Below are 13,526 nucleotides of genomic sequence, written 5' to 3'. Positions count from 1 at the left end.
CCGGAGGAAGCGCCGTATTCATTTCTTAGCAACCAACTCAATACCTTCGTGCGCCGCCCCCGCTGGTCCCTTCGTCTACGACCATTATCCTGGCGGGTCAGCCGTTACCTCCTGCATAGGGATCGGGAGGGGCTCCGCCGGGGGGCTGTGAGGCCGGTGCGGACGGCGCGTCGGCGGGAGGGGGCAGAGGGGTGCGGTCCTTCACCGCGAAGACCTCGATGGCGGACTTTGCTTCCAGCGGGCAGACGTTCTCGCAGATGCCGCAGCCGTTGCAGAGCTCGCTCACCACGTACGGCTGCTTCACCTGCAGCTTCTCCCCCTGGAAACCGGTCAGCTCCACCAGTTCGGAGCGGATCGCCTTTTGCGGGATCGGGCAGTGCTCCTCGCAGACGATGCAGTCCACCCTTTTGGCGAAGGGGAGGCAGTGGTTCTTGTCGAAGACCGCCTTGCCGATCACCTCGCGCTTTTTCGCCTCGACGGCAAGATCGGGGATGGCGCCGGTGGGGCAGACCTGGCCGCAGAGGGTGCAGTTGTACTCGCAGTATCCCAGGCGCGGCACCAGGACCGGGGTGTAGAGCGCCTCCGGCCCCGCCTGCAGGAAGGCAGGGTAAAGGGCGCTTCTCAGGCAGACCTTCATGCACTCCCCGCAGCGCACGCATTTCTCCAGGAATTCCCCCTCCTCCCGCACCCCGGGAGGTCGCAGCATCCTCGCCTTGGCTTCCGGCTCCCGGAAGCGGAAGGTCCTGGCAAGGACGAAGCCTCCTAGAAGCCCCCCCAGCAGGACCCGCCGCTCCATTACCGGCCCCGCCTCAGGCCGCATCCCCCTAAAATCGAATCGGACCCGTTGCGACGGGCAGTTGAGCGCGCATTGAAGACAGAGGATGCACTCGTCCATCTGCAGCAGCTCGCGGTCAAAGGAGGTCGGGCAATGCTCGCGGCAGGCGCGGCAGTCGGGGCAGAGCTTCGAGGGGACCCGCCGCAGTGGGCCGAAGCGGGAGACGAGGCCCAGCAGGGTCCCCAAAGGGCAGAGCCGGCGGCACCAGCAGCGCTTTTCGTAGCGCTCCAGGAAGAGGACCAGGAAGAAGAGGAACGCGGATAGGAAGGCCAGTGGGTAGAGCGTCTCCCGGAAAGGGAGGAGGTAGTCGCGCAGCAGGTGGTAGCCGGGGTCGAGGAAGTCCCGGCGCTCCTCGATCAAACCGTAGAGGGATTTCCAGCCGCCGCGCGCCGTCTCTCCCAAAAGCGGGTGGAAGAAGAAGGTGAGGGCGCGCAACAGGATGGCGATAGGATCGAAGAGCCCGGCCAGGTTGAGCCCGAACAGGGAAGCGAAGAGTAACGGGAGCAGAAGCCAGTATTTGGCGCTCCCCTGAAGCGCCCTGACCGGGCCGAGCTTCCCTATCCTGCCGGTCGCAAGGTCGAGGAGGGTTCCCAGCGGACAGATCCAGCCGCAGAAAAAACGCCCGAGGATCAAGGAGAGGGCCAGCACCAGGAGCCCGGGGAAGAGCAGCGGAAGGTAACCCTTCACCGCCAGCATGCTGCTAACGGCGGTGAGCGGATCGGCCCGGAAGAACCCGTTCACCGCGGCGACGATCCGGTCGCTGCCGCGGTACTCGGTCATCAGGAAAAGGATCAGGAAGAGGAGGAGGAAGAAAAGCTGCGAGATGCGGGGGGGGCGCGGAAACTTCATGCCTTGACCACCCTGATCCGGTCCAGGTTCATCTCCCCCAGCCCGCGCTGGTAGGCCGTCCTGGTGACGGCGATGTCGGAGGGCTTCAAACCGAAGAGCGTGGTGGCATAGGCGTCGGCCGCGACCATGTCGGTGGAGGCGATCACCTGGTTCAGGACCTTGACGTCTGCCAGGTTCCCCCCTTGGGGGCCGTGGGCGGTGAGTATCCTGGTGGCGTCTATCACGGTGAGCTGGGGCTTGAAGTAGCTGTTCACGTCTGCCAGCGCCTGGTCGAGGTTCTTGTGGATCGAGCCGCGGTTGCCCCCCATGATCCCCATCACGTTCTTCATCCCCAGGGTGAGGCGGCTCAGTCCGTGGTGCTTTGCCACCGGGACGTTGATGTAGACGTCGGCGGAGAGCGCCTCGCCATAGAGTTCGCAATCCTTGAGCGCCTTGCCGTTCAACGCCACCTTCTTGAAGCGCTCCTCTTCCAGGTGCTTTACCTCGACGTTTTCCATTCCCTTCAGTGCCGCCTCGATGCCGCTGCTGGCGTAGCAGCGACGGGCGTCGTTGCAGGTACGGTCGAAGACCTTTACCTTCTTGGCCCCCGCCTTCAGGCACTCCTCGACGAGGGCTTTCACTACGGCCGGATTGGTGGTGGCGGCGAATTCCGGCGTCCGGTCCCAGCCGATGTTCGGTTTGACCACGACGGTCTGCCCCGCCTTGACGAAGCGCTGCATCCCCCCCAGCGCGGCGATCGCCTTGCGCGCGGCGGCTGCGTGGTCGCTTCCTTGGGAAACGGCTACCACCGGACCTTGGGCGGCGAAAAGTTCCCGCAGCGAACCGGGCAGCAAGATCGAGCAAAGACCGAGCAGCTTGATGAAACTTCTTCTTTCCATAGAGCCTCCGGAGCAGGTTGGCGTGATTTTTTCCAGCTCTCATTATAGGAACAAATCGCGCCATGACAATCCGGGCGGAAAAAATGCTTGGCCTCATGTGGAGCCGGCGTACCAGCGGATTGGCGGCGGATGCGGCGGCTAAAGCGACAGCCGGCCTGCTCAGGAAAAGGGAGCTTTTACAGGTTTATTCGTTGAATTCTTCCGCTGCATGGTTAGAATTGGCTAATTGTTTCACGGCCAAACCACCAATTAACAGGAGAAGCTCAATGAAAACAATGGATATGCTGAACGCCCACCCGAAAAGGACCAGCCTGGATCTCACTGTCGTCACCGAATGCGTCAATGCCTTGGTCGAATGCGCCGATGTCTGCACCTCCTGCGCGGATGCCTGCCTCGGGGAGGAGCAGGTGCAGACGTTGGCCAGATGCATCAGGTTGAACCTCGACTGCGCGGACATCTGCCAGACGACGGCGCGGGTTTTGTCGCGCCAGACCGAGCCGGCGCCGCTACTTTTGCGGGCCCAACTGGACAGCTGCGCCATCGCCTGCCGGGCCTGTGCCCAGGAATGCGAGGTGCACTCCGAAATGCACCAGCACTGCAGGATCTGCCGCGCATCCTGCCTCAACTGTGAAAAGATCTGCCAGGAGACGCTTTCCCGCCTCTCCGAAGGGAGCAGGACCAGCCTGTTATAAAGAATTGGGGGGCGGCGCAGGCCGCCCCCTTCGCGGTTCAACTTTCGCCGGTGAACAGGAGGTGAATCCTATGACCAAGCTGGCGTGCAACGTGGTAGCCTACCGCCCCGACCCGGCTATGCTCGCCGCCAACTTCAGCCCATGGCAGGCCGAGGTGCTGCTTTGCGAGGCGGCGACCCTTTTGGACCGGTGCCTGGCCGATCTCAAAGTGTACGCATCCCTGGACCGCGCCTGGCAGGGGTACAGCAACGACCTCGACATCCTGGAGAAGGAGATCGAGCTGGACCGGAAGCGGGAGACAGTGGAGGAACCGGCGCAGGAGGCGGCGCAGGAGCCGCAGGCCGCCGAGGCGCCTGTCGAGCCTCAGCCCGGGGAGGAGGCTAGCCGCGGCAAAGAGCAGCGCGAGGAGCAGCAGGAGGCAGAGCAACGGCCGGAGGAGGGAGAGGGCGAGGAACTGCGAGAGCCCCCTGCCGCTGAGATCACCACCTTTTTGGAACTGCGGGCCGAGTCGGTGCGCAGGAAAAGGGATCTGGCGGGGCCGGGCCGCCCCTATGCGCTGGACGAACAGCGGGATCTGGTGTTGAAGCGGGTCTGCCGGGATTACGAGGAGGCGGTGAACCGGATCAGCGTGGCGGAGGACGGTATCCGGTTGATCTACGGCTATGACGGCGACCCTTCCCCCCTCACCGCGTGGGCGGAGACCCTTAGCGCCTCGATCACCAGCTTCTCCATCTGGACCCGCAACACGCTCGAATGGCTGGGTAAATACCAGCGCAGGGAACAGGCCTTCACCAGGGCCTTTTCGGTACGCGCCCTTATGAACCGCAACGCCTGGGGGCAGCTCCGGCACGCCAGGGACAGCTTCTCGGTGAAGCTGCAGGTCCCTTCCGAACTGTTCCAGGGTTTCGATAACTGCCGGTTGCGGGGAGTGAGCGCGTCGCTGATAGGGGAGGCTGGGACGGTACCCTGGTCCCTGATCCTGAGGCTCCCCGAGGCGGCGCTTTTTGTCCGCGAGGGGCAGAAGGTGGAGGTGGACCAGTCGCGGCTCCCCGCCTGCCTGTTAGGGCGGGTGGAAAACCGGCGCTCGGTGCGCCGTTCCGAGTTCTGCGGCATGGTCTCCCATGCTAACGCAAGTCCGGTCGGCAGGAACACGGCCGAGGGGCAATGGTCCCTGGAGCTATTCAGGCCAACCGGTTCGGCGACCGAGCTTTTCGCCCAGGTCGACGACCTGATCGTAGAGATTAAGATAGCAGCGGTGCCCCAGCCGCAGAGGGGCGACCGTTAACGAACTGGCGCCGCAGGTGTTGCGGTGCGGATGAAAGGTGCAGCACAAACAATAAAGGGGGGGAGACATGGAAAAGATGCGATTGATCAGCCCGGCCTTCCAGGACAACGAGAAGATCCCGCCTAGGTTCACCTGCGACGGGGAAAACATCAGCCCAGAACTGCTCATCGAGCACGTCCCGCGCGGGACGAAGTCGCTGGCACTGGTTATGGAGGATCCGGATGCCCCCAACGGGTTGTGGGTGCACTGGATAGTCTGGAACATCCGGCCCAACATCGGGAAGCTCGTCGAGCATTCCGAGCCGCGCGAGTCGGTGATAGGTAAAAACAGCTGGGGGCACAACCAGTATGGCGGCCCCTGTCCGCCTTCCGGCACCCATCGCTACATCTTCAGGCTATACGCCCTCGACGTGGTGCTCGATCTCGCCGGTACGGCCAGCAAAGGGCAGCTTGAGGTGGCGATGCACCAGCACATCAAGGCGGAGGCATCGCTGACCGGTCTTTGCTCCGAAAGCGACGGTGCTTCCTGAACTGCTGGCAACGCGAACTAAAAAAGGGGGGCAGGCTGCCTTTTCATTGGAAAAGTAGCCAGTCCCCCTTTCGTGTTTGCGCCGCCCTTCGTCTGGTCAGCCGGGCTTGATGCAGTCGGCCAGGGCCCGGTCGGTGCTCAGGATGTGCGCCACCAGCCATTCCTGCAGGAAGGTCAGCACTTCGATGGCGACGAAGGATTCCCCGGCGCTGGCCCTTTGGTCGAATTCGGCGATGGAGGCGATGAACTGCCGGTGCGCCTCCAGGTGCGCCGTCGCTGCGGGATAGCCGAGCTCGCTCATGATCCTTTCTTCGGTCCCGAAGTGGTACTGCGTGTAATCCTGCAACTCCCGTACGACCTCTTTAAGCTGACGCGTGTGATTGTGCAGCATCAGCGCCTGGTAGCACTGGTTCAATATCTCGATCAGCTTGCGATGATGCTCGTCGATCTCTTTAACCCCGAGTTCAAGTGTCCCGTCCCATTCAACTAACATGTCGTCGCTCCTTCCTTGGCCTGGTTTCCTTACCGACCCTATCGGCGCAGCCGCGGCGAGACTGTAGCGAAATTAAAGAGGGACAGGCTACTTTCAAAAGCAGCCTGTCCCCTTTGCGCCGGGTCACTTGAAGGCGATGACCTCGAGATTGCCGTAGTCGCCACGCTGTGCCTTCAAGACGCTCCGCTCGAACTCGATCTCTCTTCTTTCCCTGGCGGTGAGCAAGCGCCACCTCGGCACGGTCGGGCGCTTGGTTATCGTCTGCCGGAGCAGAAAGCCGGCGGCGCAGAGAGAGGCGAGCGCGAACCTGCGTTTGAGGAGCAAGGCGACTGCCCCGCCCAGAAGCAGCGTGGCCGGAGGGTCGGAAACGACCCCCAGCGCCGTCTCCAGGCCAAGCTTCAGGTTCATCCGCCGCAACTGCGGGGTGAGGTTCGACTGCTGGTCTACCGCGTAGTTGAGCGGTTCGTCGCTGTTTCGGGAAAGCCTCATCGTATCCCTCCTTTGGTTCGTGTCGCGACATGCTTTGTTGCACAAGCCGAAGGTTATCTTAGCAGTGTCGGCCCCTTCCTCAACGACTCGACGCTATTTTTAATGCCGCGTAAAAAGGCGCCGGACCCGGGGCTCACTTACCTCGGGAGAAAACGAATATGTCGGGAAATCAGCTGCTTTGCTTACCTGCTTCGCTGGACATTTCCCGATCAGCTTGTACCTTAATAGCACCAGCCTGCATAGCTCATGAGGAACCTTCCCCGGGAAGTTCTCTTCCCGCCGGGTTCTTTGCCTGAGTTTGCAGCCGTTTTGCTGAGGCGTCCGGTGTGTGGGGGGGGAATGTCATGATCGCTACCTTGTTGGAGGGGAACAAGCGTTTTGTCGAGGAGACCTTCGAGAAGGAAAAGGAGTTCTTCACCGTACTCGCCAAGGACCAGAAACCGACCGTGTTGTGGATCGGTTGCTCCGATTCCCGGGTGCCGGTGAACACCATCACCCAGACCAGGGCGGGAGAGGTGTTCGTGCATCGCAACGTCGGCAACATCGTGGCCAACAACGACTGGAACCTGAGCGCAGTGCTGGAATTTTCCATCAACCATCTGAAGATTCCGGACATCGTCATCTGCGGCCATTACGGCTGCGGCGGGATCAACGCTCTCATGGAGGAGGACGGCGACGACAAGTACATCCCCATCTGGCTGAACAACGCCTATAAGGCAAAGGAACGCGTGGACGAGAAGATCAACGCGCTGCACATCGACATGCCGCACGAACAGCGGATGAACCTGATCGTCGAGGAGAACGTAAGGCTGCAACTGGAGCATCTGCAGGAATATCCTTTCGTGCGGAAGGCAATGACGGACAAGAAGCTGAAAATCCACGGCTGGGTGTACGACATGAGTTCGGGGGAGATCAAGGTGGTGAAGAATTCGATCGCGGGGCAGTGACCGGTTGGGCGGTAGCCGGAGCGTCGGGTTTGAGCCAGGCGCCCAAGGAGGGCCATCGCGGTTGCCGGGTCTGGGGGGTACCAACAACGAAGGAGGGCGCAATGAGCAAGCCGAAACTGGTGACGAAGGATGGACGGAAGTTGTACGTCAGGCCGGACACGCTGGATTTCAGGGACAGGATGTTCGTGCCGACGCTGTTGGAGGTCCCGATGCGGATGGAGCTGGAAAGCTACCTCGAATACGAGGTTCCCATCCTGGACCAGGGAACCGAAGGGGCCTGCACTGGCTTCGGCCTGGCCACGAACGTCAACTACCTTTTGCGCAAACGCAGGGTTATCCCGGACACGGTCAGCGTCAGCCCCTGGATGTTGTACCAGCTGGCCAAGCGCTACGACGAGTGGCCTGGGGAGAACTACGAGGGGTCGAGCGCGAGGGGCGCCATGAAGGGGTGGCACAAGCACGGGGTCTGTGCCACCGGCCTGTGCGAGAAGGGGGGACGCCTGAGCGAGGAGGCGCTGAAGGACGCTCCCAAGCGCTCGCTGGGTGCCTATTTCCGGGTGAACCACAAGGACCTGGTGGCGATGCACAGCGCCCTGGCTGAGGTGGGGATCCTCTTCGCCACCTCGAGCGTTCACAGCGGCTGGGAAAACGTCGGCTCCGACGGGGTGATCAAGAGATCGGACACCGTCATAGGTGGGCACGCGTTCGCCATCGTGGGCTACGACGAGGACGGCTTCTGGATGCAGAACTCCTGGGGAAAGGACTGGGGCAAGGGGGGCTTCGCCCGCATCGGCTATGACGACTGGCTTGCCAACGGCGACGACGCCTGGGTGGCGCGGCTGGGGGTGCCGATGAACCTCCATGCGCCGGAGTCGACGGCCATCGGGAGCTCCGCGGCGATCAGCCATTCCGGCGCCTACTCCAGCACGGAACTGCGTCGCCATATCGTCAGCATCGGCAACAACGGGGTGCTGCGGCCGGGGGGAAGCTACGGCACCACCAGGCACGACGTGGAGGACATCTTCGCCAGGGACTTCCCTGCGCTCACGGCGGGGTGGAACAAGAAAAGGCTGCTCCTTTACGCGCACGGGGGCCTTGTGGACGAGGCGTCGGCGGTGCAGCGGGTGGCCGAATACTGCACCCAGCTCCTGAAGGCGGAGATATATCCACTGGCCTTCATCTGGCACAGCGACATGTTCACCACCATCTGCAACATCCTCACCGATGCCATGCACAAGCGGAGGTCGGAAGGGTTCCTGGACGACAGCAAGGACTTCATGCTGGACCGCCTGGACGACGCACTGGAACCGGTGGCGCGGCTGGCAGGAAAGCCGCTTTGGAGCGAGATGAAGCAAAACGCGCTCGCTGCCGGGACCGCCGAGGAGGGAGGCGCACGCTTGGCTCTCGAGCAGATCAAGCGGCTCCCCGCCGATGTGGAGATCCACCTGGTCGGGCACAGCGCCGGATCGGTCTTCCACGCCCCGGTGGTCGAGGGGCTGGCGAAGATGGGGCGCCCGATCAAGAGCTGCACCCTCTGGGCGCCGGCATGCACCACGGCGCTCTTCAAGCAGAGCTACCTCCCTTCCATCGACTGCGGCCACATCGGGTGCTTCACCCTTTTCACCTTGAACGACAAGGCGGAGCAGTGCGACAACTGCGCGCGCATCTACAACAAGTCGCTCTTGTACCTGGTGTCGAACGCCTTCGAGGCTGAGCCGCACATCCCGCTCTTCAAGGACGGCGTGCCGCTATTGGGGCTGGAGCGCTGCATCGAGAGCGACTCAAGGCTTAGCGATCTCTTCTCCGCAAAGAAAGCGGACTGGGTGAGAGCCCCGAACGACCTGAAGGACTCCCCCTGCGACTATTCAACGGCCCGCCATCATGGGGATTTCGATGACGACCAGGCGACGGTCAAGGCGACCCTTGCGCGCATGCTGGGGGGGAAAGCGGAACTCAAAGGGGAGTTCCGCTTCGAGGTCACCAAGTCGTCCTCGCGCCAGAGGCGGGCGAACATTTCGCGGTGATTGCTCCCCTATACGCAGTGGCTTTCTCTGCTACTCTTTCACGGTCTGGTTACAGCGTGCCCAAAGGAGGATGACATGGCAGAGGCAAAACGGATCTCGATTGAGGAAGCGCGCAGGAAGGTGCAGGGAGGGGAGGCCCTCTTCGTCTGTGCCTACGACAGCGAGGAGATGTGCGGGGGGATCAGGTTGGAGAAGGCGATGACCATGGGGGAGCTGAACTCACGGCTCTCCGAGATACCGAAGGAGAAGGAGCTGATCTTCTATTGCCAGTGACCGCAGGAACATACGTCTGCCGGTCGGGCAGCTGAGTTCGAGGAGAAGGGATACCGCAACGTATCGGCCCTCAAGGGTGGTCTGAACGCCTGGAAGGAAGCAGGGTACCGGTGATTGATCCTCGGCATGTAGCAGAAAAGGCCCGTCAACTGAAGTTGGCGGGCCTTTTTTTATTGTTCCCCTTGGTGCAGGGGTGCGGCGGCTTTGGCGCCGTCGAGGTTCTGCATGATCCCCCGGCTGTTCCAAAGGACCACCTGCTTGCTCCTGAACGGCTGCCGGAAGAAGGCCTCTTCAGGCTGCACCGCCTGGCCCGGAGGGGTGTAGCTGACCAGCGCCACCTTGTCGTGGGTCTGTGCGTAGCGCCGGATCTGGTCGCTTCCCTCCAGTTCCACCAGCGGCAGCTGCAGCCGCCCCATGAAATGGTACTGGCCGTGGTATTTCCCCTGGTGCAGCACTTGGTAGCCTTCCTGCTGCTTCTTTAGTACCGCCGCGGATACCGCGTGGAGGTCGTAGCGCCCGGAGAAGGTTTGGCAGCCGACCGCCACCAGGGCGCAGAAGGGGAGCGCTGAGACCGCCACCAGCCTGAGTGCCGCCGAAACGTCGCGTGGTCTTGGGAAGGAGAGCGCCGCGCCGAGGAGCATGAGGCCGGCAGCGGCGATTCTCAGCTCGCCGGGATCGAAATATTGCAGCGCGCCCCTCTGCTTCAGGAAGGTGAGCGCGACGATGGCTGCGCCGAGGATCAGGTAGAAGATGGCAATCGGGAGCTGGAACCTCCGTGCGGAATCCTGAGAGCAGGCGATCGCCTTCGCCGCCAACAGGCTGCAGGCGGGGATCAGGGGGATGAGGTAGTGCACCTGCTTCCCGCTCAAAAAGGAGAAAACGACGAAACCGGAAACGATCCAGGTGAACACCACTCTGGTTCCGGCATCCAGGGTCAGGCGGCGGCAGCCGCGCCAGAGGGGGGCGAAGAAGATCCAGGGAGCCAGCAGTGCCGGGACCCACTGCAAATACCACCAAAGCGGCCTTTTATGGGCGAAGGAGTTGGCCATGCGGTTCACCGTCTGCCCCCACAGGATCGCCTTGCGGTAAACCTCCCCCCCCGTGAGCGCCGCCGGGATGAGCCAGGCGAGGACAACCGCGATACCTATCAGCAGGGAGAGGAGCAAAAAGCCGTACCACTTGGGAGTGACCTCGCCTTTGGGCTGCCACCAGAAGGCGAAGAGCGCCACCGGGAGGATGTAGACCAGCACCACCGGCCCCTTGGTAAGGAACCCCCCTCCTATGGCCGCGCCCGCCAGGGCGAAATCGGCGAATCTCCTTTCCCTGCCGGCGCGGATGAAGGCGGAGACGGCTACGAGGACCCAGAAGGAGAGGATCACGTCGAACATGATCACCGAGGACCAGAGGAGGTAAGAGAAGGTGGAGCCTAGGATCACGGCGGCGTTCAGCGCGAGCTTGCGGTCCTCCCAGAGCTGCAAGGCGATCCGGTACACCAGGCAGACGTTGAAAAGGCTGAAGATGAGCGGGATGAAGCGGAGCGTCCCCTCATTGACCCCGAAGAGCAGCCAGTCCAGATTGATCAGCCAGAAGAGCAGGGGGGGCTTGTGCGAATAGGGGAGCGCGTTCTGGATCGGGACGATGAAGGAGTCGTGCACCCTCATCTCCCAGGCCACGGAGAGGTAGCGGGTCTCGTCCACGGGGAAGAAGGGGAGTGCCAGCGAGAAAAGGAGGCAGGTCCCGGCCAGGATCAGGAAGGGGAGCCAGAGCCCCTTAGCTTGTGGCGCATGAGACATCTTTCTTTTCCTTGTGGATGAAGAAGAGGTTTCGGAGGTAGACCGTGGTGCCGAAGGCCTGTCCCAGGATGAAGACCGGGTCCTTGCGGTAGAGCGAGTACACCAGCAGGATCAGGGAGCCGAAGATGCTGAAGTACCAGAATGATTCGGGGATGACGCTCCTGCGGTTCCTTTCGGTGGCGATCCACTGCACCACGAAGCGCATGGTGAAGAAGAACTGGCCGGAAAGCCCTATCCCAACCCAAATTTTTTCGGACATTACCATCAGTCGCACCTCGTGATCTTCACGTTCTTGGCCCTCATGCGCAGCCAGCAGACGCCTAAGATGTCGACGATGCCGACCCAGAGCCGGTTCAGCGTCCCATACTTCGAGACGCCGTGGGTCCTGGCGCGGTGCTCCACCTCGACCGAGACCACCTCGCCCCCCTGCATCTTGATCAGGGCCGGGAGGAAGCGGTGCATGTGGTCGAAGAAGGGGAGGTTCAAAAACGCCGAGCGGTAGAACACCTTGAGACCGCAGCCGGTGTCGGGGGTCTCGTCCCTCAAGAAAAAGCGGCGATAGGCGTTGGCGATCTTGGAGCAGATGATGCGCCAGGCCGCGTCGTCGCGCTTTTTGCGGAACCCCGCGACCATCCTGAGGTTTTTGTCGCCGCTTTTCATGAGCGCCTGCACCATCTTCGGGATGTCGGCCGGGTCGTTTTGCCCGTCGCCGTCCATGGTGGCGATGAGCTCTCCGCTGGCATGCCTGATCCCGGTAGCGACGGCGGCGCTCTGGCCGTAGGAGCGGTCGTGCTGGACGATCTTCAGCGAGGGGACCGTCCTTTTCAGCGCGAGAAGCGTTTGGTGGGTTTCGTCGGTACTGGCGTCGTCGACCACGATGATCTCGCATTCGAGCCGGGTGGCAAGAATTTCCTGCACCAACGTTCCTATGTTGCCTTCCTCGTTATGCGCAGGTATGACGATGGAGATCGTGCTCATTAAGTCCTCGGTCCTTGGTCGTTTACCATTGTCTTGCGGGGAAATCGGCAACTCGGCAAAATAACACAACCGCCACGGACAATACTAGAATTTTCTCACCTTCGTGCGGTAACTGCGAAAAAACGCCCAGGTCCGCGGGAAGATAGGGACTTTTGCGGTATACACCATTTGGTTTACCGCTGAATGGTGCTAGTCTTTCCTGTATGGTCACTTCACTTCTATCCACCGACGATTTGTCGCAGGCGCAGGCGCTGGTAGCCGAAAGCGGCCTGCGCTTCGAGCTTCCCTACGACGATCTGGTCGGGGTGTTCGAGGCCGGGCGGCTGGTGGCGGTCGGCGCCAGGCAGGGGCGGGTACTCAAGATGCTCGTCGTGGCGCCCGCGCACCAGGGGGGGACCCTGCTCGACGAGGTGGTGACGGAGCTGGTGGGACGCGGCTATCAGGAAGGGATCGATTCCTTCTTCATCTTCACCTCGCCGGCACTGGCACCAAGCTTCGAGTCGCTCAACTTCAACCTTTTGGTCGCCTCGGGAAAGACCGCGCTTTTGGAGTACGGCGACGGGCTGAGACGCTACTTGGCCCGGTACAGCCGGCAGGTGTTCCCCGGCAGCAACGGCGCCGTGGTGGCCAACTGCAACCCCTTCACCGTGGGGCACCGCTACCTGGTGGAAGAGGCCGCTTCGAGCGTCGACCATCTCTACCTCTTCGTGGTGCGCGAGGAGCGCTCATTGTTCCCCTTCCCGGCGCGCCTTAGGATGGTGCAGGAAGGGACCGCCGATCTCGAAAACGTCACCGTCCTCGATACCTCCTGGTACGCCGTCTCCAGCGTCACCTTCCCCACCTACTTCCTGAAAGACGACGACCCGGCCTGCGCCATCCAGATGGAGCTCGACCTGCTCCTCTTCGCCACCCGCATAGCACCCTATTTCCATATCGCCACCCGCTTCATCGGCTCCGAGCCGTTCAGCCGCACCACGGCGGAATATAACCGCGCCATGCACAGGATCCTCCCCCCCATGGGGATCGGGGTGCGGGAGCTGGAAAGAAAGAGCGCGGTCGGCGCGGCAGTGAGCGCCTCAAGGGTGCGGGAGATGCTGATGCGCGGCGAACTGGAGGGGATCGCCGAGCTGGTGCCGGTGAGCACGCTCGACTTTCTCCTCTCCAGCGAGGGGATCAAGATCTGGGACAAAGGGGGGGACAAATGAAGATCAAGAAGAAGGTGCAGGCGGGAACGCTGCAATCTAGCGACCTGATGGTGTTCCTGGAGCCGGCCGAGACCCTGACCGTGACCATCGAGTCGACGGTGCTGAAGCAGTTCGGGGGTCTCATCCGCGCCAAGGTCGACGAGGTGCTGGCCAAGCATGGGGTGGAGGCGGGGGAGGTGCGCATCACCGACCGGGGCGCACTCGACTACGCCATCGAGGCCCGCCTGGAAACGGCGTTGATGAGGGCGGAGGGTTAA

15 protein-coding genes are annotated in these 13,526 nt (G+C 62.3%); 8 read left to right on the top strand and 7 right to left on the bottom strand.

Annotated features, from left to right (window positions below; translation table 11 throughout):
• Positions 1-97: 97 nt before the first annotated feature.
• Together GBEM_RS19340 and GBEM_RS19335 are read right to left on the bottom strand one after the other, a co-directional pair.
• The gene (locus tag GBEM_RS19340) at positions 98-1,684 is read right to left on the bottom strand and encodes a 4Fe-4S binding protein (protein WP_012532303.1); all 1,587 of its coding nucleotides are present in this window, start codon (positions 1,682-1,684) and stop codon (positions 98-100) included.
• Positions 1,681-2,562, bottom strand: a complete 882-nt coding sequence (locus GBEM_RS19335; RefSeq protein ID WP_012532302.1) for a DUF362 domain-containing protein — start codon at positions 2,560-2,562, stop codon at positions 1,681-1,683. The genes GBEM_RS19340 and GBEM_RS19335 overlap by 4 nt, the downstream gene beginning before the upstream one ends.
• Before the next feature lie 266 nt (positions 2,563-2,828).
• Here GBEM_RS19335 and GBEM_RS19330 point away from each other — a divergent pair, with 266 nt between their 5' ends.
• From GBEM_RS19330 to GBEM_RS19320, 3 genes are all read left to right on the top strand, one after another.
• Entirely contained in the window at positions 2,829-3,254 is a 426-nt protein-coding gene (locus GBEM_RS19330; RefSeq protein ID WP_012532301.1) for a four-helix bundle copper-binding protein, read from the top strand.
• Between the two features lie 70 nt (positions 3,255-3,324).
• A complete protein-coding gene (locus GBEM_RS19325; RefSeq protein WP_012532300.1) occupies positions 3,325-4,539 on the top strand; it encodes a hypothetical protein in 1,215 nt (404 codons plus the stop codon).
• A 67-nt stretch (positions 4,540-4,606) separates the two neighbouring features.
• Entirely contained in the window at positions 4,607-5,068 is a 462-nt protein-coding gene (locus GBEM_RS19320; protein ID WP_012532299.1) for a YbhB/YbcL family Raf kinase inhibitor-like protein, read from the top strand.
• 96 nt (positions 5,069-5,164) lie between these two features.
• Here GBEM_RS19320 and GBEM_RS19315 read toward each other — a convergent pair whose 3' ends face one another.
• Both GBEM_RS19315 and GBEM_RS19310 read right to left on the bottom strand, forming a co-directional pair.
• Entirely contained in the window at positions 5,165-5,560 is a 396-nt protein-coding gene (locus tag GBEM_RS19315; RefSeq protein WP_012532298.1) for a bacteriohemerythrin, read from the bottom strand.
• Positions 5,561-5,683: 123 nt separating this feature from the next.
• The gene (locus GBEM_RS19310; protein ID WP_012532297.1) at positions 5,684-6,049 is read right to left on the bottom strand and encodes a hypothetical protein; all 366 of its coding nucleotides are present in this window, start codon (positions 6,047-6,049) and stop codon (positions 5,684-5,686) included.
• 344 nt (positions 6,050-6,393) lie between these two features.
• Between GBEM_RS19310 and GBEM_RS19305 the strand changes: the two genes are divergently transcribed.
• The 3 genes from GBEM_RS19305 to GBEM_RS19295 all read left to right on the top strand — a co-directional run bounded on the left by GBEM_RS19305 (position 6,394) and on the right by GBEM_RS19295 (position 9,293).
• The gene (locus GBEM_RS19305; protein WP_012532296.1) at positions 6,394-6,996 is read left to right on the top strand and encodes a carbonic anhydrase; all 603 of its coding nucleotides are present in this window, start codon (positions 6,394-6,396) and stop codon (positions 6,994-6,996) included.
• A 101-nt stretch (positions 6,997-7,097) separates the two neighbouring features.
• Positions 7,098-9,020 (top strand): C1 family peptidase, encoded by a 1,923-nt coding sequence (locus GBEM_RS19300; RefSeq protein ID WP_012532295.1) that lies wholly within the window; start codon positions 7,098-7,100, stop codon positions 9,018-9,020.
• A gap of 75 nt (positions 9,021-9,095) precedes the next feature.
• Positions 9,096-9,293: a rhodanese-like domain-containing protein gene (locus GBEM_RS19295; RefSeq protein ID WP_012532294.1), complete on the top strand. Its 198-nt coding sequence runs from the start codon at positions 9,096-9,098 to the stop codon at positions 9,291-9,293.
• Positions 9,294-9,463: 170 nt separating this feature from the next.
• Here the strand turns inward: GBEM_RS19295 and GBEM_RS19290 are convergent, their stop codons facing one another.
• From GBEM_RS19290 to GBEM_RS19280, 3 genes are read right to left on the bottom strand one after another with little or no spacing between them, the layout of a single operon-like run.
• Positions 9,464-11,086, bottom strand: coding sequence for an ArnT family glycosyltransferase (locus GBEM_RS19290; RefSeq protein WP_012532293.1), 1,623 nt, complete (start codon positions 11,084-11,086; stop codon positions 9,464-9,466).
• The gene (locus tag GBEM_RS19285; RefSeq protein ID WP_226373899.1) at positions 11,064-11,345 is read right to left on the bottom strand and encodes a lipid-A-disaccharide synthase N-terminal domain-containing protein; all 282 of its coding nucleotides are present in this window, start codon (positions 11,343-11,345) and stop codon (positions 11,064-11,066) included. The genes GBEM_RS19290 and GBEM_RS19285 overlap by 23 nt, the downstream gene beginning before the upstream one ends.
• 5 nt (positions 11,346-11,350) lie before the next feature.
• The gene (locus tag GBEM_RS19280) at positions 11,351-12,064 is read right to left on the bottom strand and encodes a glycosyltransferase family 2 protein (protein WP_012532291.1); all 714 of its coding nucleotides are present in this window, start codon (positions 12,062-12,064) and stop codon (positions 11,351-11,353) included.
• A gap of 203 nt (positions 12,065-12,267) precedes the next feature.
• Here GBEM_RS19280 and citC point away from each other — a divergent pair, with 203 nt between their 5' ends.
• On the top strand, positions 12,268-13,269 hold the full coding sequence (citC, locus tag GBEM_RS19275) for a [citrate (pro-3S)-lyase] ligase (RefSeq protein WP_041262889.1): 1,002 nt from the start codon (positions 12,268-12,270) through the stop codon (positions 13,267-13,269).
• On the top strand, positions 13,266-13,526 hold the full coding sequence (gene citD / locus GBEM_RS19270; RefSeq protein WP_012532289.1) for a citrate lyase acyl carrier protein: 261 nt from the start codon (positions 13,266-13,268) through the stop codon (positions 13,524-13,526). Before citC ends, citD begins: the two co-directional genes overlap by 4 nt.

This window comes from Citrifermentans bemidjiense Bem, assembly GCF_000020725.1.
Taxonomy (GTDB): Bacteria; Desulfobacterota; Desulfuromonadia; order Geobacterales; family Geobacteraceae; genus Geomonas; species Geomonas bemidjiensis.
This window is presented reverse-complemented; position numbering and strand designations above follow the sequence as displayed.